Annotated in this window: 23 protein-coding genes and 1 pseudogene; 8 read left to right on the top strand and 16 right to left on the bottom strand. The window is 34.5% G+C overall.

All coding sequences use genetic code 11. From position 1 onward, the window contains the following. Nucleotides 1-188: 188 nt before the first annotated feature. From J3D55_RS01260 to J3D55_RS01245, 4 genes are all read left to right on the top strand, one after another. Nucleotides 189-761, top strand: coding sequence for a DUF4840 domain-containing protein (locus J3D55_RS01260; RefSeq protein WP_259127413.1), 573 nt, complete (start codon nt 189-191; stop codon nt 759-761). 101 nt (nt 762-862) lie between these two features. After that, nucleotides 863-1,432 (top strand): RNA polymerase sigma factor, encoded by a 570-nt coding sequence (locus tag J3D55_RS01255; RefSeq protein WP_259127412.1) that lies wholly within the window; start codon nt 863-865, stop codon nt 1,430-1,432. Between the two features lie 28 nt (nt 1,433-1,460). Further along, nucleotides 1,461-2,852: a putative outer membrane beta-barrel protein gene (locus J3D55_RS01250; RefSeq protein ID WP_259127410.1), complete on the top strand. Its 1,392-nt coding sequence runs from the start codon at nt 1,461-1,463 to the stop codon at nt 2,850-2,852. Nucleotides 2,853-2,888: 36 nt separating this feature from the next. Then, nucleotides 2,889-3,857, top strand: coding sequence for a T9SS type A sorting domain-containing protein (locus J3D55_RS01245; RefSeq protein WP_259127409.1), 969 nt, complete (start codon nt 2,889-2,891; stop codon nt 3,855-3,857). 387 nt (nt 3,858-4,244) lie between these two features. Here the strand turns inward: J3D55_RS01245 and J3D55_RS01240 are convergent, their stop codons facing one another. Beyond that, entirely contained in the window at nt 4,245-5,171 is a 927-nt protein-coding gene (locus tag J3D55_RS01240) for a DUF3078 domain-containing protein (protein ID WP_259127407.1), read from the bottom strand. A gap of 272 nt (nt 5,172-5,443) precedes the next feature. On the opposite strand from J3D55_RS01240, the gene J3D55_RS01235 reads away from it, so the two are divergent. The 3 genes from J3D55_RS01235 (at nt 5,444) to gdhA (ending at nt 9,117) form a co-directional block, all read left to right on the top strand. Beyond that, nucleotides 5,444-6,214, top strand: coding sequence for a rhomboid family intramembrane serine protease (locus J3D55_RS01235; protein ID WP_259127406.1), 771 nt, complete (start codon nt 5,444-5,446; stop codon nt 6,212-6,214). A 244-nt stretch (nt 6,215-6,458) separates the two neighbouring features. Continuing rightward, nucleotides 6,459-7,568 (top strand): DNA-processing protein DprA, encoded by a 1,110-nt coding sequence (gene dprA, locus J3D55_RS01230; RefSeq protein ID WP_259134991.1) that lies wholly within the window; start codon nt 6,459-6,461, stop codon nt 7,566-7,568. 190 nt (nt 7,569-7,758) lie between these two features. Next, nucleotides 7,759-9,117 (top strand): NADP-specific glutamate dehydrogenase, encoded by a 1,359-nt coding sequence (gdhA, locus tag J3D55_RS01225; protein WP_259127404.1) that lies wholly within the window; start codon nt 7,759-7,761, stop codon nt 9,115-9,117. 122 nt (nt 9,118-9,239) lie between these two features. Here gdhA and J3D55_RS01220 read toward each other — a convergent pair whose 3' ends face one another. The 6 genes and pseudogenes from J3D55_RS01220 to J3D55_RS22465 form a co-directional block, all read right to left on the bottom strand. Further along, the gene (locus J3D55_RS01220) at nt 9,240-10,757 is read right to left on the bottom strand and encodes an amidohydrolase family protein (protein ID WP_259127403.1); all 1,518 of its coding nucleotides are present in this window, start codon (nt 10,755-10,757) and stop codon (nt 9,240-9,242) included. A gap of 112 nt (nt 10,758-10,869) precedes the next feature. After that, complete coding sequence (locus J3D55_RS01215) at nt 10,870-11,610, bottom strand: LytTR family DNA-binding domain-containing protein (RefSeq protein WP_259127401.1); 741 nt, start codon at nt 11,608-11,610, stop codon at nt 10,870-10,872. A gap of 111 nt (nt 11,611-11,721) precedes the next feature. Continuing rightward, nucleotides 11,722-12,036 (bottom strand): RodZ family helix-turn-helix domain-containing protein, encoded by a 315-nt coding sequence (locus J3D55_RS01210; protein ID WP_259127399.1) that lies wholly within the window; start codon nt 12,034-12,036, stop codon nt 11,722-11,724. Between the two features lie 117 nt (nt 12,037-12,153). Continuing rightward, nucleotides 12,154-12,645, bottom strand: coding sequence for a YkgJ family cysteine cluster protein (locus J3D55_RS01205; protein ID WP_259127398.1), 492 nt, complete (start codon nt 12,643-12,645; stop codon nt 12,154-12,156). Then, nucleotides 12,646-13,617 carry an ion channel gene (locus J3D55_RS01200; RefSeq protein ID WP_259127395.1) on the bottom strand — a complete coding sequence of 324 codons (972 nt, stop codon included), beginning with the start codon at nt 13,615-13,617 and terminating at the stop codon, nt 12,646-12,648. It lies immediately after the preceding gene. A 182-nt stretch (nt 13,618-13,799) separates the two neighbouring features. Further along, nucleotides 13,800-14,030, bottom strand: a pseudogene (locus J3D55_RS22465) (helix-turn-helix domain-containing protein); the annotation flags it as partial. A gap of 1,446 nt (nt 14,031-15,476) precedes the next feature. On the opposite strand from J3D55_RS22465, the gene J3D55_RS01195 reads away from it, so the two are divergent. Further along, nucleotides 15,477-15,857, top strand: a complete 381-nt coding sequence (locus J3D55_RS01195) for a group III truncated hemoglobin (RefSeq protein WP_259127393.1) — start codon at nt 15,477-15,479, stop codon at nt 15,855-15,857. Nucleotides 15,858-15,901: 44 nt separating this feature from the next. On the opposite strand, the gene J3D55_RS01190 is transcribed toward J3D55_RS01195, so the two are convergent. The 9 genes from J3D55_RS01190 to hflX form a co-directional block, all read right to left on the bottom strand. Continuing rightward, a complete protein-coding gene (locus J3D55_RS01190) occupies nt 15,902-16,972 on the bottom strand; it encodes a calcium:cation antiporter (RefSeq protein ID WP_259127392.1) in 1,071 nt (356 codons plus the stop codon). A 63-nt stretch (nt 16,973-17,035) separates the two neighbouring features. Beyond that, entirely contained in the window at nt 17,036-17,374 is a 339-nt protein-coding gene (locus tag J3D55_RS01185; protein ID WP_259127390.1) for a DUF6122 family protein, read from the bottom strand. 13 nt (nt 17,375-17,387) lie between these two features. Beyond that, nucleotides 17,388-18,623, bottom strand: a complete 1,236-nt coding sequence (locus tag J3D55_RS01180) for a hypothetical protein (RefSeq protein WP_259127389.1) — start codon at nt 18,621-18,623, stop codon at nt 17,388-17,390. After that, complete coding sequence (locus J3D55_RS01175; protein ID WP_259127387.1) at nt 18,624-20,675, bottom strand: hypothetical protein; 2,052 nt, start codon at nt 20,673-20,675, stop codon at nt 18,624-18,626. It abuts the gene before it with no gap. Between the two features lie 6 nt (nt 20,676-20,681). Continuing rightward, entirely contained in the window at nt 20,682-21,350 is a 669-nt protein-coding gene (locus tag J3D55_RS01170) for a hypothetical protein (protein ID WP_259127386.1), read from the bottom strand. A 31-nt stretch (nt 21,351-21,381) separates the two neighbouring features. Further along, nucleotides 21,382-22,101: a DNA alkylation repair protein gene (locus J3D55_RS01165; protein ID WP_259127384.1), complete on the bottom strand. Its 720-nt coding sequence runs from the start codon at nt 22,099-22,101 to the stop codon at nt 21,382-21,384. Nucleotides 22,102-22,116: 15 nt separating this feature from the next. Then, nucleotides 22,117-23,403 (bottom strand): cation:proton antiporter, encoded by a 1,287-nt coding sequence (locus J3D55_RS01160; RefSeq protein ID WP_259127382.1) that lies wholly within the window; start codon nt 23,401-23,403, stop codon nt 22,117-22,119. A 28-nt stretch (nt 23,404-23,431) separates the two neighbouring features. Continuing rightward, nucleotides 23,432-24,061: a DUF4919 domain-containing protein gene (locus J3D55_RS01155; protein WP_259127380.1), complete on the bottom strand. Its 630-nt coding sequence runs from the start codon at nt 24,059-24,061 to the stop codon at nt 23,432-23,434. Then, on the bottom strand, nt 24,061-25,296 hold the full coding sequence (gene hflX, locus J3D55_RS01150; RefSeq protein WP_259127379.1) for a GTPase HflX: 1,236 nt from the start codon (nt 25,294-25,296) through the stop codon (nt 24,061-24,063). The genes J3D55_RS01155 and hflX overlap by 1 nt, the downstream gene beginning before the upstream one ends. Nucleotides 25,297-25,347: the final 51 nt, after the last annotated feature.

Raw genomic sequence — 25,347 nt, 5'->3', positions numbered from 1 at the left:
AACAAATGTATTAAAATAATGAAACTTAAGAAATGATTTTAAAATATAAAAATTTTACTATTGAGTATCAATTGGTTATTAAGTTTTTGAAACATTTTTGTTAATTCTCATGCAAGATTCGCAAAAAAACGGATTTATATAAGTGAGTACTCAAAGGAATAATGTTTAATGCTAAAAAATTAAGAATAATGAAGAAATTAGTACTTAAATCTTTCATGGTTGCAATGACCGCAGTGTTGGGATTTTCCCTAATGTCTTGTAATGATGACAGATATGAACCGGTTGCCGTGAAGCTTAATGATGTAAATGGAACTTATAGAGCAAGATTGATTACTTCACAAGGCGGAAAGTTTAATGATAAGATCATTGATTTTGTGGCGAAAGATACCATCATTACTTTCAAGGATTTTCCTGTGAGAGAAATTGTAAAAACGATTGTGACAGATCCGGTGAAAGCAGATTCTGCTTTGGCACACATCGGAAAAATTGAATATAAATTAAATTATAAATCAAAATTAAATACAGATCAGAACGTAGTAGAATTGTCTTTTGAACCAAAAACACTGTCTTTCCAGATTCCTGTAAACGGAGCGATGAAAAATACAGTGGTGAAATTGGCAGCAAAGCAAAAAGGGTTCTTTGTAGGATACGACTGGTCGATGAGATTTGGGTTGGAAGCAGAAAAAATAACTGTTGACGGAGTAGATTTGGCTCCTTATCAGATCATAAAATATGAAATCCCGATCAGTCTTAAGAATTAAATAAATGGTTATTGTCAAGTAGGTAAAGCCTCAACTTGAGGCTGCCTATCTTTGCATTATGTTAAATTGATAGTTAGTTGGGATGATGGCATCAATAGTTAATGAAAGATAATAATAAGGAGCAGATTTTGGTAAACCGCCTTTTGCAAAAGGAAGAAGCGGCTTGGAAGGAGCTTTTCGGAGCTTATTCAGGCAGTCTTACCTATGTCTGTTCGCGATATGTTATCGACAGAGATGATGTTCACGATGTCTTGCAGAATAGTTTTATACAGATGTTCCGTTCGATCGGTTCTTTTGAATATAGAGGAAGTGGTTCTTTGAAAGCCTGGATTACAAGGATTGTGGTAAATGAATCCTTAAAACACATCAAGCAAAATGTTGATTTTAAATCAGTTTCGGAGGATTTTGAAATTCCGGATGAGCAGGATGATGCAGACCCGGATTTTGAAGAAATTTCGCAGGAGACCATTATGACGATGATTCGCTCTCTTCCGGAAGGCTACAGAACGGTTTTCAACCTGTATGTTTTCGAGAAGAAAAGCCATAAAGAGATTGCAGAAACACTGGGAATAGCTGAAAATTCTTCGGCCTCACAGTTTCACAGAGCAAAATCAATGCTTGCCCAGAAAATAAAAGAATATAAAAAGTCTAAAGCAGCGCAATATGAGTAATGAATGGTTAAATGATCTGCGCAGAAAAATGGAGGATCACTCAGAAGGTGTTCCTGATGGATTGTGGGAAGATATTAGGGACGAATTATTTGAAGAAGATGAAGCGAAGAACCCGGTTCTTGGCTTAATGAATGAGGATCTGAAAGCGCAGGGAAAAACTGTGAAAGAAAGTAATCAAAAATCTCTATTTTATCGTATTGGCGGTGTTGCGGCAGCGATTGCAATGTTCTTTATTTTGGGCAGGTTAATTGATTTTAATGGCAAAAAAGAACCCTTACAACAACCAAAATATGTCGATCAAACCAAAAACGAACCCCAAGAAGCGATTTCTTATCATCAGAAACTATCACGCGAAAAAGAGAATACGGCTGTTGAAAATTCTTTTAAAAAAGGAAATGACGTAAACAGAATTAATACAGATAAAGAACAAAATACAAATCAGGTTTTCACGAAAAATAGTCTTGAAAATCTTTTAAATAAAACAAAAAACCCTGAGACGGATCTTTGGACAAACAAAATTCTTGAAAGCCAACAACAAAATCAGGCTGAGAATTTATTTAATCCAAATAATCAAAGCTTAGCTCAGGAACAAAACAGCACTGCTGTTGAAGAACAAAAAAACAATGAAGAGGTAGAAACTCACGAGCTCCTTACTAAACAGGAAAGAGACTGGAAGGAAAAATTTGAGGAAGCGAAAAAAGCAAAGTCAGCTGGATATAAATCTAAAGGAATGTGGATATTAGGAGTACTCACAGGCAATGCTTCTTCGAATTCGACCGACCAGTTCCCAGGATATGCTACTTTAAATGGGACTACACTAAGTCTTCCTGATGTTTGGAGCGTGGGTTATGAAGAAAATCCTTTGATGGCAATACTTATAGCCAATCAGGATAAAAAAGTGGATGCGAAGATAAAACATAAAACACCGATCACTTTCGGGGCTTCTGTTTACTATAATGTCGGGAAAAGATGGGGAATCGGAACGGGAATTAATTATACAAAACTTTCCGCGGGGCTTACCTCCGGAAGCGAGAATTATTTTATCAGCAGTGAGCAGAATATTCATTATGTGGGAATTCCGGTACAGGTTAATTATAATGTGATTCAGAAAGGAGCTTTCACAGGTTATGTGACGGGAGGTGGAGTTGTCGAAAAAGCCGTTTCGGGAGATATTAAAACCAAATATATCGTGGATGGAGTAGTGAAGGAGGAAACTACGGAAGATATCCGTGAAAAACCAGTTCAGGTTTCAGTAAATACCGCGGTCGGATTGCAGCTGAAGCTGATTAAAAACATTGGGATCTACGCCGAACCGGGAATAGGATATCATTTTAATGACAACAGCTCATTAAATACCATTTATAAAGAAAAACCCATGAATTTCAATCTGAAATTCGGGATCAGAGTATTGCTTGATTAAGTAAGCCTTAAACACCAAATCAAATAAATTCTTTATATGAAAGCAAGACTAATTTTTTTAAGTCTTTTATTTTTAAGTGCCCTAAATCTAAAAGCACAGCAGTGTACTCCAGTCATTACAAGTCCGAGATTGGGAACAATGTTTCAGAACGAAGTAGTTTTTTGTAATTCGGAAAGTGAAACGCTTTCTACAACGCAGACTTACGCTACTTATCAATGGTACAAACAAGAATGGGATTGGCAAACGCCGAATACGAATCCTTGGGTTGCAATCTCGGGAGCGACTTCACAGACGTTGACGATTAACGGATCAAGCGACATGCTGTATTATTTCAAAGTAGTCGTAAATGAAAATGATTGTGCCGGTGAAAGTGAGCCGATTTTGGCAGATGGATATGTGTACGGACTTCCGTTTATGATGGCAGATTTTCAGCCGGGAACGTACGAAGAAGTGAATGGTGAATATAATGTTTGTAATGGCGCTTCGGTACAGCTTAATGACGGGTTTCCATTGGTTTACGGAATTCATACCTGGTTTAAATGTGTTCCGGGAACGATTCCGGCTTCACCGACGGATCCTTGTATTATTCCGGGGGAAACGGGAGATTCTTACACGGCAACAACTTCCGGAAACTACGGATTTTATGCCTGTACGCAATATTGCCCCGATCAATGTGAGTTTTTAGGTGATTTTGCATTTATCAAATTAAATTTCGGAAACTGGAACTTCTGTGAAAGTCTTTCTACAGGAGAAACAAAACCGAAAGAAAACAGTTTAAGTATTTATCCGAATCCGGCGACACAGGTTTTATACATCGGAAGAGAATCCGACAAAAAATATCCTGAAGTTACCATCATCGATATGTCAGGAAAATTGATTCAGCAAAAAAAGAATCATCAATATAATGAAGCAATTGACGTAAGCAGCCTTGTTCCGGGAACCTACATGATTGTTTCTAAAAGTGCAGACGGAAAGCTGTACAGAAATAAATTCATCAAAAAATAGAGCATAGAAAATCCAATACAGTGGATTTAGTTTTTTCAATAATTCTCTCAAGAGACTGTTTTTTTAAGCAGTCTCTTTTTTATAGATATTGCGTAAAGAACTGTCTCATTCCAATAGTAACTATTATTCATCTGTAAATTTTGAATCTTTGTTTTTCAAAAATAAGTGAAACGCCTTTGTTTAGCTTAATGATTATCATATTGGATCGTCTTTGTATAGCTTTGCGTTTTTTTATTATCACAAGGGAAAACAAAGAGTTTTGAAAATAAACCGTTTTAATTAAAGGAAAACAAAGCCACTCCGTTTATGAAAGTAAAACAAACGATTTTGATTGACCAAAAAATATTATTATTAAAAGCGGATATTCAGCTGTTTTAAACAAAAAATTTATTTCTTAATCCACCATTGGCTGTCTTTTCTTTCGGATCGCTTCACTCCATTATTCAAAGTGTAGGCAAAACCAACTCCCAACGTCTGCTTAAGCTGTGTTTTTTGGACTTGATTGTGATCGTACAACACGTCAACCGTTATATTTGAAGAAATGAATTTATTAACCTTTAAATTCAAAACCATTCCGTACGCCAGAACCAGCCTTTCAGGGTGATCCAGATAATTGGAGAAAACAGAAGCGGTGTTTGCTATATTTACGTTTTCCATCAGTTTAACTTTATAGGAAGCCGTTCCCAGGAAACCGTATTGCAGCAAAGAAGAATCGCCATCTGCTTTTAGACCGTAATTTCCTGCCAATTGTAAATCTTTATCCAAAACAAAAGCCCATCTCGCGTTGCTGGGACGAAGCGTGACATTGAGATTGTCATTCGGTCTATACGTGATCCCCATACCGACATTCAGATATCCGGGAGCCATAAAATTGGATATTTTTTTCGCTTCAGGATTATTTCCGTCTTCATATCCTGTCGAAAACTGAGACTGAAAACCTGCTCCCACAGAAAGATACCAGCTTTTTGAAACCTTTCTTCCATAGTTTGTAGAAATATTAATGACATCCTGAGTTTTCCTTACACCGATGCCTTGCGTATTATTTTGTCCGTAATTTAAAAGGATGAGGTTTTCCCACAGATCTTTGTCTTTTTCGTAGGTGAGATTGTAATCAAGTCCGGCAAGCCAGCCTACATTATTTGCGCCACCGCCGACCCAATTGGAGAAAGCTGCCTGATTAATCATTAAGGATTGTTTTCCCAAAACCGACCAGTGTTTTACGGTGTCTACAATTACAGAATCTTTTTTTATTTCTTCTTGCGCATGAGCAAAGATTCCTAAAGAAATGGATGGAACCATTAGAAACTTCTTCATTATTCAAAAATTTTCGTTTACAAAAATATCAAATATATTTTTTTGACTAAAAATAAGGTTTAAACAGACTATAAATGTCTTACCCAATGTATTTTTCTCATTTGTCTGCTAAAACCAAGCCACTTTAATTATTTCAATGACAAAATATTACGCTAAAAAATTAAAACTGATCAAAATCATAACTTTTTGTCTGAAATAAAATTGAAAGTCAATAATTCATCGACATTTTTTCCGAAATTTATCATTGGCTTTCCATTTGACGTTGAAAGGTTATGTTTAAAAATAGTGTAATTTCCAAAACAGCCGTTATCTATCCTTTGCTCATGCTTGCAGCAATGTGGTTGGGCTACTTCCTTCAGTTGCAGGGCTTTTTTCAAAGTTGTTTCGGGGCGATTATTCCATTGTTGCCGGAAGGTCTGTTGGGGATTATCACTTCACCTCTTTTACATGGAAACCTAGATCATATTGTAGGAAACTCGATACCGATTGTGGTGTTGATGTTTTTGCTGTATCAATTTTATCCTTTGGTTGCCAACAGAGTTTTTATTATTGGCTGGTTGGCGACAGGATTTTTGGTGTGGCTTCTTCCGCCGATCGATATTATGACGGGAGATTACCTTTATACTTGTACCATCGGAGCGAGTGGTGTTGTATATGTTCTTGCTTTTTTCCTCTTTTTTAGCGGAGTTTTTAAATGGAATACAAAACTTTTGACCATTTCTTTACTTGTTGTTTTATATTATGGAAGTCTGGTTTGGGGAATGCTGCCCGAAGAACTATTTTCAAATCTTCAGGAACCGAGCAAAATTTCCTGGCAGGCTCACCTTGCGGGTGGGGTTGTAGGAATTATCCTTGCTTTTATGTTTAAAAAAGTAGGCGATAAAAAGAAAAGATACATCTGGGAATTCCCTAATTATTATAGCGAAAAAGACGATAAACTTTGGCAGGAATACAAAGAAAATCATCCTGAAGATTTTATGGAATTGCCTTATAAAAAGAAAGACGATATCTGGGATCGTCTGGATGAATTGAGAGGGAAATAACAATTTAAATATAATCAATTTAAGATAAATTTAAAATGCTTCGAGAGCAGCATGACATCGCTAGGAATTAACTGTCAGTAAGTTAAGGATAGTGTTAGAAATGTCATACTGAGGCTCTCGAAGCATTGGTGCTAAGTTTTAGTAGGGTTAATTATAAAAATCAGCGAGAGAAATTGAAAACTCAAGCTTAAAATAATCCACAAAATATATTCATAAAATTTTTACATTTGTGAAAACAACACAAATGTATTCTGAAGAGCATCTTTATGCGATCGCTTTGCGCGAATGTAACTTAATTGGCGACATCAATTTTTATAAACTTGTCAGGATTTTCGGAAGCGCTAAAAATGCCTGGGAAAACACAAAAAAGGAGTATAAAAAGCTGGACGGATTCGGGCATAAAATAGTTTCTGATATTGGAAATCCCGAACATCTGAAATTTGCAGAAAAAGAACTGGAATTTTGCGAAAAGAATACCATTAAAATTAATATCAGACATCTCAACGATCTTCCGCATTTGTTGAATGAATGCGACGACGCTCCTGCAATTTTATATCAAAAAGGGAATTTTGATAATTCCAAACAAATAGTAAGTATCGTCGGAACGAGAAATATGACTTCCTACGGAAAGCAGTTTGTTCAGGATTTTTTTGAAGATATAAAATCCTATAATTGCATATCAGTCAGTGGTTTAGCTTTGGGGGTGGATAAGGAAGTTCATGAGCAATCTATTTATAATCAGATTTCTACGGCTGCGGTTTTGGCGCATGGGTTTCATCTTTTGTATCCTTCAAAAAACAAAAAACTATCAGAGAAAATACTTGAAGAAGGCGGAACTTTATTCACCGAATTTAATTCATCCAGAAAACCGGATCGGGAAAATTTTATTCAGCGAAACAGAATTGTCGCGGGTATTTCTCCTGCAACGATTGTGGTAGAAACGGCATTTGGCGGCGGTTCAATAAGCACGGCAACATTTGCGAATAATTATAACAGAGAAGTTTTTGCGCTTCCGGGGAAAATTACGGATAAACAAAGCCAAGGCTGCAATCAGTTGATTTTTCAGAACAAAGCAACGACAATTTCAACGATAACAGATCTTATTGATAATTTAGGATTTAATAATGCAAAGTTGAAAACCGAGGAGCTATTTCCCCGCAATGAGATCAGTATTCAATTAACTGAAAATCAAGAAATAATATTTAATATAATTTTGAATAATCCACAGATTTCTCTGGATGATATCGTGGAGAAATTGAATCTTTCATCACACAAAATTTTACCCATAATTCTAGAATTGGAGCTTTTAGGGAAACTAAAATCATTTTCGGGGAGACAATTTATAGCGATATGACAATTAATGATTTCTTAATATTACATTGTTTTTGAGATAATATTTAATTTTTAATAAGATTAAAGCATAAATTATCAGTTTAATAATATTAAGTAATTATTTTATTAAATTTTCAACAATCATTCTTTAAGGTGTTGTGAATCTTGAAAAAAAAATTAAATTTGTTGGCAATAATATTCAACCCTAATATATGGAACAATATAATATTGACCAGAAAATCCAGGAGTTTATTGCAAAAATTGAGGCAAAAAACCCTAATGAGCCAGAATTTTTACAAGCCGTAAAAGAAGTTGCTGTTACTGTAATTCCGTTTATTATGACCAAAAAGGAATACACAGGAATGAAACTTCTTGAAAGAATGGCGGAACCTGAAAGAGTAATCATTTTCAGAGTTCCATGGGTTGACGATAAAGGAGAAATCCAGGTAAACAGAGGCTTCAGAATACAAATGAACTCTGCAATCGGACCATACAAAGGAGGAATTCGTTTCCATCCTACGGTAAATCTTTCGGTGCTTAAATTCTTAGCTTTCGAGCAAGTTTTCAAAAACTCTTTAACGACGCTTCCGATGGGAGGTGGTAAAGGAGGTTCAGACTTCGACCCACAAGGTAAATCTGATATGGAAGTAATGCGTTTTTGCCAGGCTTTCATGACAGAATTATGCAAGCATATCGGTCCTGAAACTGACGTTCCTGCGGGAGACATCGGTGTTGGAGCGAGAGAAATAGGATATTTATTCGGACAATACAAGAAAGTAAGAAATGAGTTTACAGGTGTATTGACAGGTAAAGGTCTTGCTTACGGTGGTTCATTAATCCGTCCTGAAGCTACAGGATACGGTGTGGTTTACTTTGCTGAGCAAATGCTTAAAACAATCGGACAAACTTTCAAAGATAAAACGGTAACGGTTTCAGGTTTCGGAAACGTAGCTTGGGGAGTTATCAAAAAAATATCTGAGTTGGGTGGAAAAGTTGTCACTATTTCCGGACCAGATGGATATGTCTATGATAAAGACGGTATCGATGGAGACAAAATCGATTATTTGTTAGAGCTTAGAAATTCAGGAAACAACAGAGCGGAAGATTATGCTAAAAAATATCCTTCTGCAGAATTTTTCCCTGGAAAACGTCCTTGGGAAGTGAAGTGTGATGTTGCCATCCCTTCTGCAACTCAAAACGAATTGGATCTTGAAGATGCTAAATTATTGGTAGAAAACGGATGTGTGTGTGTAACTGAAGCAGCGAATATGCCTTCAACTTTAGATGCCATCAATTATTTCTTAGACAATAAGGTATTGTTCTCTCCGGGTAAAGCTTCTAACGCAGGTGGTGTTGCCACTTCTGGATTAGAAATGACGCAAAACTCTATTCGTCTAAACTGGACTTCTGAAGAAGTAGATGCAAGATTGAAAGAGATCATGATCGGAATTCACAAAGCATGTAGAGACTACGGAAAAGAGGAAGACGGCTATGTAAACTACGTAAAAGGCGCAAATATCGCCGGATTCGTGAAAGTTGCAGAAGCAATGTTGGCTCAAGGAGTAGTATAAAATATAAAGGTTGGGAAAATTTCCCGACCTTTTTTAATATAACCTGTTCCCGGGATTTATAAATGGGAAAAAAGTAAAAAGTGAAAGGAGAAAGCGTTGATTTATTTCAACGCTTTTTTTTGTTATTTAAAATGTAAATATTCATCAATTTTTATACTTCTGTTTTCGTTATTCGCATCTTCTATGGCTTTCAAAATAGTTTTGATTTGACTTTTGTTAATGGCATATTTATTAAAAAACACATATTCAATAGTCTTTGTATTCTTCATATTTTCTAACGGATTTTTTCTAAGCAGAACCAGATCCGAATAATATCCTGCTTTTATTTTTCCGGTCTTGGTTTTCATCCAATTGGCAGGCGCAACCGTTGCAGAATAAAGGGCTTGTGAGTTGGTCATTCCGGATTTGGACAAAGATTCCAATTCATTGTGAAGAGAAAATCCGGGAACAGAAACAGGTACATTCGCATCTGTTCCTGCCATAATGGGAACATGATGATCGACTAATGCTTTTGTCATGATGTGTATAGCTTCTACATAGGTTTTCCAGAATGTTAATGATGATTTTCTTGCGTCGAGTTCGTCTTTTCCATCATATTCATAGCCGTTTTTATTGGGTAGCCAACCTAGTTTGTACAGCGGAGTTCCTTCAATAATTTTGGGATTTACATATTTTAATTCTACTTCTTTAAGTTTAGATTTTAAATTAAATCGTTGTCCCACAAAACTTTCACACGACCAAACCGTTGAAGTAACACTGATATTATTTTCTTTTAGCTTTTTCGCGATTATAGTTGAACGTGCTTTTAAAAATGTAAGATATTCTTCGGGATTTTTAGAAATTGGCTTTCCGAATTCATCGATCGTTTTAACGGTAAGCTCTTCAATATGAGCTACTTCTTTTTGACCTGATTGATAAAATGTTTCTAAATTAACCAAAGGGATATGCCCAATCACAGGAATATTATTTTCTTTAGCAATCTCGTTGGTTGTTTTAACCATTTCCGGATTCACAAAACCATACATTTTAATGGCATCATAGCCTTGTTCGCGTATTTTTTTAATCGCTTTTTCGGCATCCTTTTTATTTGAATAGTTGATAGATTTTCTTGTCCAGCTGTAATAATAACCCATCAATCCGCTCTCGCTATAGATTGGCGGAGATGCAATAAACATTCGCGGACCGAGACCATTTTTTTGTATTGATTTTCTCCATTCTAAAACAACAGGTTGTCCCGCCATTTCTCTGATGTAAGTAACGCCATTTGCCAAATATAAAAACAAATCATTTTTACTTTCTTTTAAATGAACATGGCTGTCTACCAAACCCGGAATCAGATATTGGTCGGTTCCGTCAATAATAATTGCGTCTTTATTTATAGCTAAATTTTCACTTAATTGAATAATCACGCCGTCTTTAATAAGTACATTTTGATTTTTAATAAAATGACTGCAATCTTCTGACAGAACGTTGACATTTCTTATTTGAATTATTTTAGAAGGTTTAATAATTGAAGAAATATCAATACTGTTGGTAGATTTTCCAGTGACTTTATTTAATTCATGATCTGCCCAAATAAAAGCACAGATAAGAACCCCTAATAATGCCAGAAACTGAATACAGAATTCTCCTAACCCCACGTTTTTTCATAAATTATCTCGTTTAATTTGAAAACAAAATAAATACAAATACTCTCTAAAACTATGTTGAAATGGGGATTAGGTATGAAATACGCCGTTTTAGGTACGGAAATTATAAAGCCAATAAATGTTCTCTATAATTTTTAGAAACAGGAAGTTCAATTTGGGTAAGAGAAATGGTATCTTGATTTTTCCACGCCTTAAAATGGGATGGATTTATCAAGTGTGAACGATGAACCTGAACCAAAAAATCAAAATCATTCTGAATTTTTTTAAGCGTACTCCGGATGAGTTTTGTTTTGAGTTCGCCACCATCTATAAAGAAAATCTCGACATAATTTTGCGAATTTGAAACACAGATCAGATCATCTTTTCTTATTTTTAAAATATCCAATTTATTCTCTCCTCTCATAATAATGTTGTTGTCTTTCGCAGGAATTAATGTAACGGAATATATTCTTGCCAACACGATTATGGGGGTTGAAATTAAAGCTGATTTAAGAATTATCATCTTTAAAAAGGTGAAAAAATCATATCCTCCATGTAAAACAGGACTTTTGTAAAAGCAAAAAGTAAATACACAAAAAAGAAGTTGAAAAAAGAGAAGACTTCCTAGCTCAAACCCGATATTCCATTTTGAAAGCTTATGATACATCTTTTTTTGAAGGAAAGCAAGTACGCCGTAACATAGAAATGCGATGAAGCTGAAGCCACTGCTGATAATAATCCATACTTTAAAACTTATCGTTCCATCGTCAAACGGTCTTATAAAAAAAGCAAAGATAAAAAGCCAGATACTGAGGAAGATTCCTATGAGTAAATGATGCTTAATCGATGGGTTTAGTTTTTTCATGCAATAAGAAAATGGCGATTATATATTGAATAATTATTCGCACATATTTACAAAAAAAATCCTGAAACACTACATTCCAGGATCTCATTTCTACTTTGCTTGAATTTAATACTACTTAGATCTTTTCTTTTTAGACTTCTTTTCTTCTTTCACGGCGTCTGCAGGTTTTGTTGCATCCTTGGCTGTATCTGCACTTAAACTTGCAGGAGCTTCGGTTGCTGTTGTAACAGGAGTTGAGTCTACCGCTGCGGTTGCGGCTGTATTTTGACTTTGGACAGCCGTTCCTGAAGCGGTCTGTGCGTTCTTTTGTTGGTCTTGAGTTGTCGTTTGGTTATTAGAGTTTTGCGACGTTGTTGTTTGCGTCTGTGCCGATACCGCGATTACTCCGACTAATGTAAACGCTGCTGTTAAAACTAACTTTTTCATAATATTAATATTTTAAATGGTTGTTTAAATAAAACGCCGCCTTAGTATTGAATAGTATGTCTAAAGTATTTATTTAACGGACTTTATAATTATTTAAGACCGATTTTGGATTATACCTTACTTTCCCAAATTTTTCATAATTCTCTCCACAAATTCATAAGCAGCCGGACATATCACTGTGTTTTTAATCATCAAATTATTAATCTGATAGATCTTTTTTCGGTCGGTATGAGGATATTCTCTGCATGCTTTCGGGCGAACTTCGTAGATCGAGCAGGTATTGTCATCATTTAAAAAATGACAGGGAAGATTTTGCAGTACTTTATCATTGTCTTCATCCACTCTTAGAAATTTCTCTTCAAAATCGGCGGGTTTCATGCGAAGATGTTTTGAAATTCTTTCAATGTCTTTTTCAGTGTATAAAGGTCCGGTTGTTTTGCAGCAATTAGCGCATTGAAGACAGTCGATCACCTTTTCAAAAACTTCATCATGCGTTTCCTGAACAATATAATCGAGATTCTTGGGCGGTTTCTTTTTCAATCCGTCCAGAAATTTCTTATGCTCCTTTTGTCTTTGTAAAGCCTGTTTTTTGTAAAGTTCTAAATCCATTTATAGTTGTTCTTCCATCAAAACCGGAAGATCTGCTCTTTGATAATCATTAATTTTATCCAGATCCAAAACCGTGGAAAGGTTCTCTTTATCAGGATAATACATCGGGATAAATTTGGCACCGTAGATTATTTCTTTTGAAATATAAGAAGATCTTTGAACCACCGTATTCGAAAATACTTCATCAAAAGCTCTTACATGAACGATAATTTCAATATTCGTATTCTTAAAATCTTCATCCGAAAATCCATAAAACGGTGATTCTTCATCTATTTTATGAACGATTGTCCAGTTCAGCGCTAATGTATTAATTTTGTTTAATTGAGTTTTTAGCGTATAAAAATTAGTCTTCGGAACACTTTCGTCAATCACTTCAATAGCTGTTGAAACAATAATATCTGCATCTGTTAAAGCATTGTTTTTATAAGGTGCCAATCTGAACATTAACGCTGAAACTCCTTTAAACGGAGCAATAACCGCAATATCAGAAAATTTTAAATAAGCTCTCGGTCTGGAAAATCTCCCGTAAAAAAGTCCCGTTGCAATCGCAAAGGTAAGCAATCCCAGAAAAGCTTCAAATGTAGCCACTAAACTAGCCGTAAATCCCAACGGAGCAATTCTCCCGTAACCAACGGTCGTAAAAGTCTGTGAACTGAAGAAAAAAACGTCGATAAATTCATTGACCGTGTTACTTTTATCGATTCCGGTAAGGTGTTCTACACCGATTGCAGCATAAATGAAAGCGAAGAAAATATTCACCAAAATATAAGCGATCACCAAATAAGAAAGAAACTTAAATGTCGACAAATCCAGCATCGTATGATACCAGCTGAAACGATTGAAGATATTTACCCCTTTTCTGTGAACGTTCGGAAGCCCGTCTTTATTGATAAATCTTCCGGAAGCGTTGTCTCCGAAACCACTATTTTCTGTGTTTTTTTGGGGAATTTTTTGTCTGAATCCTCTTGCCATTTTTTATCTCATTAGTTTTTAATTCTAAAATCAAGTCTATTTTGTCTTTCCGTAGAAATCTCGGCGGTTTAGTATTATAATTATTGCTTAGATTCTTTGAGGGTATATTTTTCTACAAATTTTTTCAATTTGAAAATTGTTAATCAATATGCAAAGATAAAATATTGTTTTCATGAAATTTATCAAAAGCTTTTGATAAAGTCTGTGATAGATTTAAACACCGTCGCAAATGTACTGTGTGATGTAAAGCCGCATTCTTCCGCTAAAGCTCCTACTTTATGTCTTCTGTGGATCTCTGAGGTATTTAGTTTGTGGATAATGTAATTGATCCTCAGTTTATTAATATGATTTTTAAAATCAGTATTCTTATATTTTTTTACCACATATGAAATGTATCTGCTATTTGTATTAAATTCAGTGGCAAGAAAGGATGGGAGTTTCTACCTTTTTCAGGACATGATTTTTATCCTCTTTATTTTTAAGAGTAGAAAAAATTAAAGCTTAAAAATCGAAGACCAGGCAAAATCAATTTAGAATCTAAGCAATATTTTTAAGTAAATAAAGAGCCAATGTATGGGCGCGAAAAATTATTAGCTGCTGTATTAAGGAACTATAAAAGAAGCGGTATGAAAGGGGATTTCCAATGTAAAACCACCTAGCTAAAGGTTTATCGAAAAAGGGAATAAACAATTTTTAACAAAAAAACATCCTTGCGGATGCTTTTATTTTTTTTGAATTTGCTTTAATTTTTGCACTAAACCATTTGTTATCATTAAACTATTAAGAATAACAGGAAAAACAAAAATCCGATCGTTGAGTTTATTTTCAAAATCTATAATAGGCTTAGAAATACATTTCTAAAGCATCAATCTAAAATTCTATTTTTAAAAATTCCAGTTTTTAGTTTCTTCCAATTATTTCCGTTATAATAGTAATATCCTTTGTGATTAATATAATCACTTTCTACTGAATCATCTCCATTTTCAATCTTTATCATCTCATGAGAAAGTAGATTTTGCTGCTTTTTTCTTAAGTACGGTTGGGAATGTAAAAATTTTTCAAGGGATAATGACTTAATCTTTTTTTTCCTGAACATGTTTAATTTAAATTTAAATAACATCATTATAAATATTTTCTGTCTCAAAACATAGAATTTCAGCATTGCTGATATAGTATGTTGCTGAATTATAGCGCATAAATATATAAATATGGGAATAAAAAAATACTACTGCATTTATACTACAGCATTTATAATCCCTGAAAATTAATTGTTTATATTTTTTATTGTGTAGCAAAATAGTATCCAGAACAGTCAGCATTTGAAGATTACATTAATGTAGAAAATGAATTATTTTTTAAAGAGAATGAAGAAATCTTGTTTCTCTGGAAAGAATGGGAAAATTATAAATTGAATCTTGATGCTTCAATCTCTGTACAACAACTAACTAATAAATCTCCAATTTTTACAGAATATGTTGGTGTTTTAATGTATTTCAAATCATCGTTTTTTGAGAATATATTGATTTTAGTTTTTTTACTTTTCAGCCTTGTCTAATTTTTAGTAAGCCCATTCTTGTTCACATCAAAAATTATGAGATCATTATTACAACTCTTGGAAGATTGAACATCATTTTAAATTAAGCTAGTACTTGTAGATTTATTAAATTCTTTCCTTTTTAATGAAATTCAAAAGCATATAGAGTTTAGGGTTAAATATTTTAATTATCAAAAGAACTCTTAGTTTTCAGCGACTTACAACCATAACTAAAATAAACTTTTGATTAAAAAAAACTTTTGATAATGAAATTTATCAACTCAATGATTGAATTTCTCAATTGAATTTAAATTAACTTTGATGGATGAAAAAATTGGAATCAAGAGAAGATATTAAACATCTTGTGAATTCATTTTATGCCAAAGTCGTTAAGGATGAAACGATTGGGTTTTTCTTTAATGATGTTGCTAAAGTAGATTGGGACAAACATTTACCGAAAATGTATTCGTTTTGGGAATCGATTCTTTTTGGACAGATGTCTTACAAAGGAAATCCGATGGGGGTTCATTTTCCGATTAATGAAATTCAGGCGATGGAGCAGAAACATTTCAATCGCTGGCTGGAACTTTGGAGAATTTCGGTTGAGGAAAATTTTGTCGGAGAAAATGCGGATACAGCAATTTATAAATCCGAAAATATTGCCAAATTAATGGCTTTTAAAATGGATTTGGCGAGAAGATTGTAAGAGTTTCGAGATTCGTGATGCGGGTTTTTGTTAATAATATTTAATTAAGGAACGATTACCGTAAAAATATAGGCGGCAAGATTTACCAATAAAACCGTTCCGTACAAAATGTTTGTTTTACCGCGACTTAAAGAAAGCATTACGATAAAAACCGATAAAGAAAGGAGGATAATGTCTTTTTTGTCCAATCCTAAAACCAAAGGAATATCATACATAATACAAACGATCGCAACTGCAGGAATCGTTAATCCGATACTCGCCAAAGCCGATCCTAGAGCCAAATTTAAACTCGACTGAATCTGATTGCTTCGAGCCGCTCTGATCGCCGCAACCCCTTCAGGAAGTAGAACTACGCCTGCAATAATGACTCCGACCAAAGATTTTGGAGCTCCAAAACCACGCACCATATTTTCTATCGTTGTAGAAAGTCCTTTTGCCATCATCACGACAATTGCCAGACAAATAACCAACAAAACGAAGCTGATAACAGTTTTTGAAGAAGAAGGAATATAAACTCCTTCTGGATGTTCCTCCGGAACGATGAAATAATTTCTGTGTCTTACCGTCTGAACCATCAAAAATATTCCATAAATAACGAGACACGCAATAGAAATGAAAATCAATTGAGGAGTATTATAAAAAGGTCCGTTCACGCTCGAAGTAAAATTCGGAAGAACTAATGTTAAAACTAAAATAGAAACAATACTTACCAAATAGGTTGTAGCAGAGGTTCTTGCGAAAAACTGTTCATAATATTTTACACCACCTATTAAAATGCAGATTCCTAAAATCCCGTTGAGGATAATCATGACGGCGGCAAATATTGTGTCACGGGCAAGTGTAATTGCTTCATCTCCACCTGCAACCATTAATGAAATGATTAAGGCGACTTCAATAATCGTAATACAAAGTGCCAAAATAATCGTGCCGAAAGGTTCGCCGACTTTATGCGCAACAACTTCTGCGTGATGAACGGCAGATAAAACACTTCCTATTAATAAAATTCCGGCAATTACATCAGACAGAACACCTGTTCCTATGAATCCTGAGAAATAATATCCCACTGCCAAAAGAGGAAAAATGTAAGTATAATGTAAAAGTTCCTTTAATTTCATAATGTCTCTAAAATACAAAAAATCTATGAGATTTGATATTTTAAAAGAAAATATTAATAATGTTTAATGACTCCAACAATAAAAATCCTGAAAATCGGTCAACATATGAAACAAAAGTCCGATGCCAATGATTCTTATATTTCCTTTAAAGAAGAGCATCAAAAAATACACCGCAATGGCATAATAAGAATGTAAAAAGTGAAATCCGATGCTTCCGCGGTTCGGATCAAAAATAGGAGTGGCAAAAAGGTGATCGAGGTCTACAAGCATGGTTGCCAATAGAATGAGATACACTTTCTTCCAGTTTTCGCGATAGAAAATTAAGGCAATAAAAACAGGAAATACTAAATGTAAGAAATAATGGGTAAAAGTTTTAAGTAAAGCAATTTGTGAAGAATCCATCAGTATTTATTTTTTACCATCTTAAAATTAAAGGCAGGTTTCCTTTTTTAAATTGTAATTTCAAATAATAATCCTGCTCATTATTTCCGTAGAAAATATAATCGATATCGGAAATTAATTTCTTTTCAGGTTTTGTTAAAGATTTGAAAGAAGACAGCAATGAGGCATTATTTCTGACAAAAATATAATTTTCGTTTAACTTAGGCGATAATTGAATGGGTTTTCTGGTTGATTTTATTTCAAAACCTGTTTTATTTTTTTCAATAGTATTAGGCTGAAACGGAATTGCCGTGAATTGTTTCTGAGCATTGATCCATTTTTTATTCTGAAAATAATATTCTGTTTTTTCTGGATTTGAACTCTGAAGATCAATCACATAATTCGGCTGAACGATTTTTTGAATGCTCTTTTTTTCAACTTCATTGAAATTATCGTCGTAACCGTAAGTAATTATTGTATCATTTACTTGTTCAAGATTCGCAGTTGCTTTAAAATAATTGATTTGTGAAGATTTTGCAAAAGTTTTATCAAAAAGAGAACTGAAATTCTTAATATTTTCGGCATTTAATTCAGTTTCAATAAAAGATTTTGTCTGTTGCAGTTTGGAAATTATAGAAGGGGGATCGTTTGAATCTAAATTGTTTTTAATTATAATTTCATCAGAATTTAATTCAATAGAAAGATTGGAGCCGCCTTTTTCAGAAGTGAATAAAATAGTTCCCAAACCATCAGTGATAAGTTCTTCAGCATCAAGAATATTAATTTTAGAAGAAGGAAGCCTTTGATAATCGATACTTTCAAAACCCCGATCAGAAGTTCCCACGATACAGTTTTTATTCAACATTTTAATGTATAACTGATCTTTTCTGAAGATATTATTTCCTTGGTCTGAAAATTTTTGCTGTTTTAAAAATGCAATAAATTTTTGCTTGTCTTTTAATTCAAAAACACTGTACCAATCGGAAAATTTAGAATTCTTCAAATGGAAAACCTGAAAAAAATCGGGAATTTCCACTCCCGATTTTAATATAGAAATTGAATTTTTATCTTCATTTTTGCTTCCAGACCATTGCGAAGGATGGGTTGCAAGACTGTAAACATATTGTCTCGTTAGTTTTTTTGCATCGACTAAAATAATCACATCTGCATTTGCAGAAACAATTGTGAAAGAACTTTTTTTGTGATAAAACACAAAATAAATAAGCCCTGCAAACAGAAAAACAACTAAGACAATAAGTTTCTTTTTCATTTATAAGATGGGTGTTTTTTTCTCAGATTCGTTGTTTTTGTAGACTTCATCAAACAAATCGAAAAAATACATCAGGCTGTTTTCTGATGAGTTTTTAATCGTATAATCTAATTCTGTTTCTATTCTATCGCTTTTTACTTCAGATTTAAAATACATTTCCCCCACATTTTTCTTCATAAAATCCAACGTTTTTCTTTCAGAAGGGCTCTTGAATTCTTTTTCCAGACCCGTCAAAAGTCTCTCAATATCAAACCTTCCCGACGCAGGATATTTCGCTGAATCTTTTGCCCAGTTTTTAGAAATATCAGATTGGTTTTTAGGAAGAATATTGTCTGTAGCAGTCGTCACATACACGACTCCGTCTTTTACCGTGAAGAATAGCTGATCTACATAACCATCTTTTTTATCATCTTTAAAAGAATAAAAATCTCCTTTTTTGATGAAGTTTTTTGCGGTTACTTTGTTGGTTGTTAATACATTGAAAACGCGATTCCAATATCCTTCATTTTCTGTAGCAAAAGCAAACGTGAAATTCGGTACTGCTACTTCTTTTGTTTTCTTTACTTCTTTCTCGTTGTAATCGTCGTCGTAGTCAAAATCGGTGTATTCTACCGTTTTTGTCTTTAATTCATTCAGCACGAAAATCCCGTTTCCAGGTGCGATTTTGGAGATAGCTTCTTCGTCCAGAACAATTTTCATGGTTTCCATCATCAGATCCATTTCCTTTTGATAATCTGAGTCTCCGGAGTTTTTAAACAAACTGTACATCAGATCAAAATACTTGCTTCCGTCTACGTTAATAGAGTAGTAGCCAATGCTTTTGTCATTGATAAGCGACATTAGTTTCTTGTTTTTCTTTCCTTTATAGATTGCAGAAAAGGTTTTCTGAACTTCCGGGTCTTTATGCTGATAACTGCTTACCAATCTTACTTTATCTTTATCAAAATACAAATTGTATGAAGAATTGGAGTTGTATATTTTATTGAAAACCTGTCCGAATTCGTAAGCTTTCATCATTTTACCATAAATCCCTTCATTCACAATTCTGCCGTAATCTGTGTAGACAAAAACATCAGAATTGGCGTCTCGGAAAGCCAGAATATCTTTAGAAACGTCAAGGTCGAGATTCGAATTGAAATAGCTGTCGAAATCTGCTTCCGCCAGTTTTTTTACGATCTTAAATTTCTCAATATTCAGAGAATCTGTTTCTTTTTTATAGGCTAAATCATCTTCCGTTTCTGCCATATCTTCATCAATAATTGGCGGAGGTACGGCTTCAACTTGCGGCTCATCCGAATACTCTTTATCCGTCGAATCTTTTTTCTCTTTCGGATATTCGTGATGCTTTTCAAGATATTTGATATCCTTTTGCATTTTTGCAATTTCCGCGTTGTGCCCTTTAATGTCTTCCTTTAAATCTTTAATATCATCTTTCAGATAGTTGATTTCTTCTTTATAATTAAAAGGTTCTGCAGCATAAGCGGAATCAACAACAACAGCGGCACTGTCTGCGGTTACTGCAGCGGTATCTACGACCATTGCAGCACTATCAACAGCAACATCAAGATCATCATATTTATAAGGTTTGCTGTAGCTGATCATTTTCAGGACGGCACGATTTCCGTTCCACGCCACGAAAACATCATCATCAAGGTTGATGTAGGAATAGTTGTTTTTCTTAGAAACTTCCAGTCCTTTTTTCTTGACAGAATTTACGAATTCCTGAAATTTTTCTTTATTATCTACAATAAAATGAGCTGTATAAGCCTTCACAGAATCATTAAAACTTGCGTAATGATATTGTGTAGCATCATATTTAATTCCTGTTTTGGAATAATCTGTCCAAGACGGTTTTTCCTTGCCTTTTTTGGTGACTTCCTGTAAAAAAGGGTTGAATTTTTCCCAGTTTATCTTTTTATCAAGCTGTTTTCCGTTGATTTCCATATAGAAAACGGCATCTTTCGGAAGCTTCATTTTTTGCTGTGAAAATATCAGCACAAAGCCGAAAAGCAAAAAGATCGTTGTTTGTATTTTTTGTAAAGTAGAGTTCATGGTTTATTATTGAAAGAGAATATTATTTTGAATTTGTTTTTTCTGAAGGATAAAATCTAAGACATTGGCTTCCAGTTTCACCGCTTTTTTGTTGGGAGAAAGTAAGTACGAATTGTTGGTCTGCGATTTTATAGTGTTTTCAAATTGCAATACGGAAGTATATTTGGCATCGTTAAAGATTTCTTTATCAGCCTTACTCATCTTGTCGTAGTCGCTTTTGAAGGTATTTACTTTGTTTCTTGTAAATGATTTACCGGCAATATTCTGACTGTAAATCTGTGTCGGAATCATTTTTCCAAGAATATTTTTAGCCTTTAATTGTTCTAATCCGGCATTGATGTTTTCAATTTTCTTGAAATTACAGCTCAATTTAATGATATAATTATCAAAATCCATTGAAGTTTTTACATTGCTAATTCCCGGCGTTGCTTTGAAAATCCTTGAAGCTTCATTGATCTTGCTTTCGATTTCAGGTCTTTTCGGTACTTTTTTTCCGTTAATTGTTTCCATTTTAGAAATGGAAGCCAACCGTGTTTTGCTTTTGCTTGCGTTGAGAATAATGGTGTATTCTCCACTTCCATCGGCTTTTACATTTACTTTATCTAAAATATCGAAACAGCTCGAAAGTAATAACAGAGGAATAAACAGAAAAAGCTGTTTAAGGAAATTTTTCATAGTTGAGTTTTTTTGTAAAAGTACGATATTTCTAAATTCTGCCTTTCAGATAATCCTGACGCAATTCTTCATCCAGTTTTTCGATGGAATATCTCAAACAGGTTCTGGGCATTTCTTTGTAATATTTGTTGAGATAAGTAATCAGTTCTGCCTCATTTTTCTGTCCCATTTCTCTTAAAAGCCAGCCGTTTGCTTTGTGCATCAGATCGTGAGAATGCTTTAAATTTTGGGTTACCAATTCTTTTGTAAGATCAAATGAACCTTTTTTTACATAATGCATTGTTCCAACAACAGCGATTCTTTTGTGCCACATTTCATCGGAATCAGAAAGCTTTTTTAATAAGTCTTCTCGCTGATTTTCAAAAGCATACCGACCTAAAATCTTATAACAGCTCGAATCTACCAAATCCCAATTATTAACATGTTGCAGGTGATTCAGATAAAATGCTACAATCTCACCTTTTATGGCTTTATCTTTTGTTTTTTCGAATTTTGAGATCAATATAAACAATGCCGTTAATCGATGTTCGTGATATTTTGAAGACAGCAATTCGCTTAATTCATCCAAAGAAATCTTTGAATAATATTCTTTTGCCACAGATCTTTGATCCGGAACTTTTACGCCAAGGAATACATCTCCTTCTCCGTATTCACCTTTTCCTGTTTTGAAAAATTTTGGGAAAAATTCTGCTTTTTCAGGAATTGAGAGAACGGCGAGAGCTTCTTGGATTTCCTTAATGATTTTACTCATTTGGTTTTTAAATGATTAGTCAATATTATCTAAAGTAACACTTTCCTTTGATTCTTCTTCGTTGGCAATCTTCTTCGGATTGGCAAGTTTTCCAATTGTAAGTCCTTGAACAATAATAGAAAACACGACTACACAATAAGTAATACTTAAAACAATCGTACTGTTTTCGTTCTTCGGAATGGATAAAGCCAACGCAATGGAAACACCGCCACGAATTCCTCCCCAAACCAAAACTTTTACCGTCTGCGGACTGAATCTTGTTTTAGAAGGCATAAACTTCGTAGGTCCCCAAATCGAAATAAATCGGGCAAACAAAACGACAGCAATCGCCAGAACTCCCGGAATCATAAAGTGTTTTAAATCTTTTATCAGCAAAAGTTCAAAACCGATGAAAAGGAAAAGAACGGCATTCAGAATCTCGTCGATTAGTTCCCAGAATTTAATCAGATAATCCTGCGTTATGGATTTCATTTTAAATTTAACATTAAAATTACCCATAAATAATCCCGCTGCAACCATCGTTAAAGGTCCTGAAATATGCATCTGTCTTGCAATAAGATAACCTCCCATTACCACAGATAGCGTTACCAATACAGAAATAATATAATCATCAACTTCACGCATTAATTTTGAAGTTACCCATCCTAAAATGACTCCCAACAGAATTCCTCCACCAGCTTCTTTTAGCAATAAAAGCCCAATCGTTTCAACGCCCAGATCAACTTTATTACCAATCGCTAACTCAAGGACAACGGTAAAAACAACAACCGCCACACCGTCATTGAAGAGAGATTCTCCCGCAACTTTTGTTTCCAAAGCTTTGGAAACGTTTGCCTGTTTTAGAATACTTAAAACGGCAACAGGATCGGTAGGAGAGATCAGTGCTCCGAAAAGCAAACAGTAAATAAAAGGAAGTTGAAGCCCGACCAAAGGCAATAAGTAAAACACTCCAAAACCCACCACAAATGTGGAAATCACAACGCCCACTGTTGAAAATATGACAACAGGCCAAAGCTGTTCTTTAAGATCGTCTATATTGATGTGAATTCCTCCTGCGAATAGAAGAAAATTAAGCATAGCGCCCATTAAAACCTCTGTAAAATCGATGCCGTTCATCAGATTGTTAAGGTGTCCGAAAGTTCTCGGTAAAATGGCTTCTCCGAAAGAAACCAAAAATATTGAAACGACAATGGCAATGACCATAATTCCGATGGTGCTCGGAAGTTTCAGGAATCTGTAATTAAGGTATGAAAATATTGATGCTAAAACTATTAAAGCTGAAAATGAATAATATAATTCCACTAAGCTGTGTTTTTTTTAATTTATTTAATTAATAATCGATGTAAAGTACTTTGATAAAAACTTTGTTGTTTTCTTTTTCCCAAATGTCAAGAATTCCGTCTTTCATAGACTTTGATCCTCTTGTATATTCTTGTCCGAGATTCAGAATATTTAATAAAATATATTCGTCGCCTACAGAATTTACCAGATACGGTGTTTTTTCAGATTTCCCGTCACCGGAAGCTCGGATTGCTCCCGTTAAAGCTCTGAACTGACCGAGATAATGAATCACGTTATCGGCATCCTGTTTAACATCATAAGATTTAAGCAAAATCAAAAGAATATCCATATTCGTAGGATCTTTCTCGTATAAAACCTTGCCTTGCTTTATGCATTCGTCAAAATTTTCGGCTTTGTAAGCTTCCGCAAGACTTTTAAAATCGTCATCGGTGGTAGAAACCACATCTTTACGGAAATTTCTTCCATAGTAAAGATGTTGGCTTTCTATTGTGTCCAAAGATTTTGGGTAACCTTTATACTTAAAAATCAGTTTCTCGTAATTGTAAGGAGACTTGTCGTTTTTAAGATCTTTCTGAATCGCTTTAAAATCAATTTTTGATTTCTGGCTAAAGCCAAAAACCGAAACCAACAGCAATAACAGGAAAAAGGGATATTTCATTAATCTTCGTCGGTATTTTCTTGTTCTTCCTCGTCGTTATCGAAATATTCGAAAAGGAAATCGTTGTAAGGAAACCTTGAAATATGGATTTTCATGACCTCATCGTAGATCATTTTTTTCATTTCCGGAAAGTTTTCTTTCGTTAAAGCTGAAATGAAAACAGTCGGATATTTAGACTTAGCCATCCAGGTTTTCGTCCATTCTTCCAGAGAAATGTTTTTATTCGTCGATGGTGTTAAATCATCTTCGTCTTTTTTCTCGTAGCTGAAATCATCAATTTTATTGAAAACCATAATCATCGGTTTCTGATGCGCATTGATTTCCATTAAGATCTGATTCACAGAATCAATATGATCTTCAAAACTTTCGTGAGAAATATCCACCACGTGAATCAAAAGATCTGCTTCACGCACCTCATCCAACGTAGATTTGAACGATTCTACAAGCTGAGTAGGCAATTTTCTGATGAATCCTACCGTATCTGTCAACAAAAACGGAAGATTTCCGATTACGACTTTTCTTACCGTTGTATCAAGTGTTGCGAATAATTTATTTTCAGCGAAAACATCAGATTTAGACAAAGCATTCATCAACGTAGATTTTCCCACGTTCGTGTATCCTACCAAAGCGGCACGTACAACTTTCCCACGATTGTTTCGTTGGGTTGCCATCTGTTTGTCGATCGTTTTCAGCTTGTCTTTCAATAATGAAATCCTGTCGCGAATGATACGTCTGTCTGTTTCAATTTCCGTTTCACCGGGACCTCTCATCCCGATTCCCCCTTTCTGACGCTCAAGGTGAGTCCACATTCTTGTCAATCGAGGTAAAAGATATTGATATTGAGCCAATTCTACCTGCGTTCTTGCATAAGAAGTCTGTGCTCGCTGAGCAAAAATATCAAGAATAAGATTGGTTCTGTCGAGGATTTTAACTTCAATTTCTTTTTCCAGGTTTTTAAGCTGTGAAGGAGACAATTCGTCGTCAAAAATAACAGTTCCTATCTCGTTTTCTTTTACGTATTCTTTTATTTCCTGAGCTTTCCCGCTCCCGATAAAGGTTTTGGAATCCGGCTGCGTTAATTTCTGAGTAAAACGTCTGTCTACTGTAGCTCCGGCTGTAAAGGCCAAAAACTCCAGCTCATCCATATATTCCTGAAGCTTATCTTCATCCTGATGCTGCGTAACAACACCTACCAAAATTGCCTTTTCGTAATTATGTTCTTTCTTTTCTAGCATTAATTCTGTCTATGTTTGTAAGATTTACAAGTTACCATTTTTCGGGAAAAA

The organism is Chryseobacterium ginsenosidimutans (assembly GCF_024807225.1).
Taxonomy (GTDB): Bacteria; Bacteroidota; Bacteroidia; order Flavobacteriales; family Weeksellaceae; genus Chryseobacterium; species Chryseobacterium ginsenosidimutans.
Note: the sequence above shows the minus strand (reverse complement) of the source record. Positions and strands in the feature narration are given on the sequence as shown.

What these genes read in the sequence shown, in the direction of transcription:
- J3D55_RS01155 (WP_259127380.1), bottom strand. Translation starts at nt 24,061, where the DNA reads ATGAAATATCCCTTTTTCCTGTTATTGCTGTTGGTTTCGGTTTTTGGC.
- gdhA (WP_259127404.1), top strand. Translation starts at nt 7,759, where the DNA reads ATGGAACAATATAATATTGACCAGAAAATCCAGGAGTTTATTGCAAAA.
- J3D55_RS01215 (WP_259127401.1), bottom strand. Translation starts at nt 11,610, where the DNA reads ATGAAAAAACTAAACCCATCGATTAAGCATCATTTACTCATAGGAATC.
- J3D55_RS01165 (WP_259127384.1), bottom strand. Translation starts at nt 22,101, where the DNA reads ATGAGTAAAATCATTAAGGAAATCCAAGAAGCTCTCGCCGTTCTCTCA.
- J3D55_RS01195 (WP_259127393.1), top strand. Translation starts at nt 15,477, where the DNA reads ATGAAAAAATTGGAATCAAGAGAAGATATTAAACATCTTGTGAATTCA.
- J3D55_RS01255 (WP_259127412.1), top strand. Translation starts at nt 863, where the DNA reads ATGAAAGATAATAATAAGGAGCAGATTTTGGTAAACCGCCTTTTGCAA.
- J3D55_RS01210 (WP_259127399.1), bottom strand. Translation starts at nt 12,036, where the DNA reads ATGAAAAAGTTAGTTTTAACAGCAGCGTTTACATTAGTCGGAGTAATC.
- J3D55_RS01175 (WP_259127387.1), bottom strand. Translation starts at nt 20,675, where the DNA reads ATGAACTCTACTTTACAAAAAATACAAACAACGATCTTTTTGCTTTTC.
- hflX (WP_259127379.1), bottom strand. Translation starts at nt 25,296, where the DNA reads ATGCTAGAAAAGAAAGAACATAATTACGAAAAGGCAATTTTGGTAGGT.
- dprA (WP_259134991.1), top strand. Translation starts at nt 6,459, where the DNA reads ATGTATTCTGAAGAGCATCTTTATGCGATCGCTTTGCGCGAATGTAAC.
- J3D55_RS01190 (WP_259127392.1), bottom strand. Translation starts at nt 16,972, where the DNA reads ATGAAATTAAAGGAACTTTTACATTATACTTACATTTTTCCTCTTTTG.
- J3D55_RS01260 (WP_259127413.1), top strand. Translation starts at nt 189, where the DNA reads ATGAAGAAATTAGTACTTAAATCTTTCATGGTTGCAATGACCGCAGTG.
- J3D55_RS01170 (WP_259127386.1), bottom strand. Translation starts at nt 21,350, where the DNA reads ATGAAAAATTTCCTTAAACAGCTTTTTCTGTTTATTCCTCTGTTATTA.
- J3D55_RS01180 (WP_259127389.1), bottom strand. Translation starts at nt 18,623, where the DNA reads ATGAAAAAGAAACTTATTGTCTTAGTTGTTTTTCTGTTTGCAGGGCTT.
- J3D55_RS01245 (WP_259127409.1), top strand. Translation starts at nt 2,889, where the DNA reads ATGAAAGCAAGACTAATTTTTTTAAGTCTTTTATTTTTAAGTGCCCTA.
- J3D55_RS01235 (WP_259127406.1), top strand. Translation starts at nt 5,444, where the DNA reads ATGTTTAAAAATAGTGTAATTTCCAAAACAGCCGTTATCTATCCTTTG.
- J3D55_RS01205 (WP_259127398.1), bottom strand. Translation starts at nt 12,645, where the DNA reads ATGGATTTAGAACTTTACAAAAAACAGGCTTTACAAAGACAAAAGGAG.
- J3D55_RS01200 (WP_259127395.1), bottom strand. Translation starts at nt 13,617, where the DNA reads ATGGCAAGAGGATTCAGACAAAAAATTCCCCAAAAAAACACAGAAAAT.
- J3D55_RS01250 (WP_259127410.1), top strand. Translation starts at nt 1,461, where the DNA reads ATGGAGGATCACTCAGAAGGTGTTCCTGATGGATTGTGGGAAGATATT.
- J3D55_RS01240 (WP_259127407.1), bottom strand. Translation starts at nt 5,171, where the DNA reads ATGAAGAAGTTTCTAATGGTTCCATCCATTTCTTTAGGAATCTTTGCT.
- J3D55_RS01185 (WP_259127390.1), bottom strand. Translation starts at nt 17,374, where the DNA reads ATGGATTCTTCACAAATTGCTTTACTTAAAACTTTTACCCATTATTTC.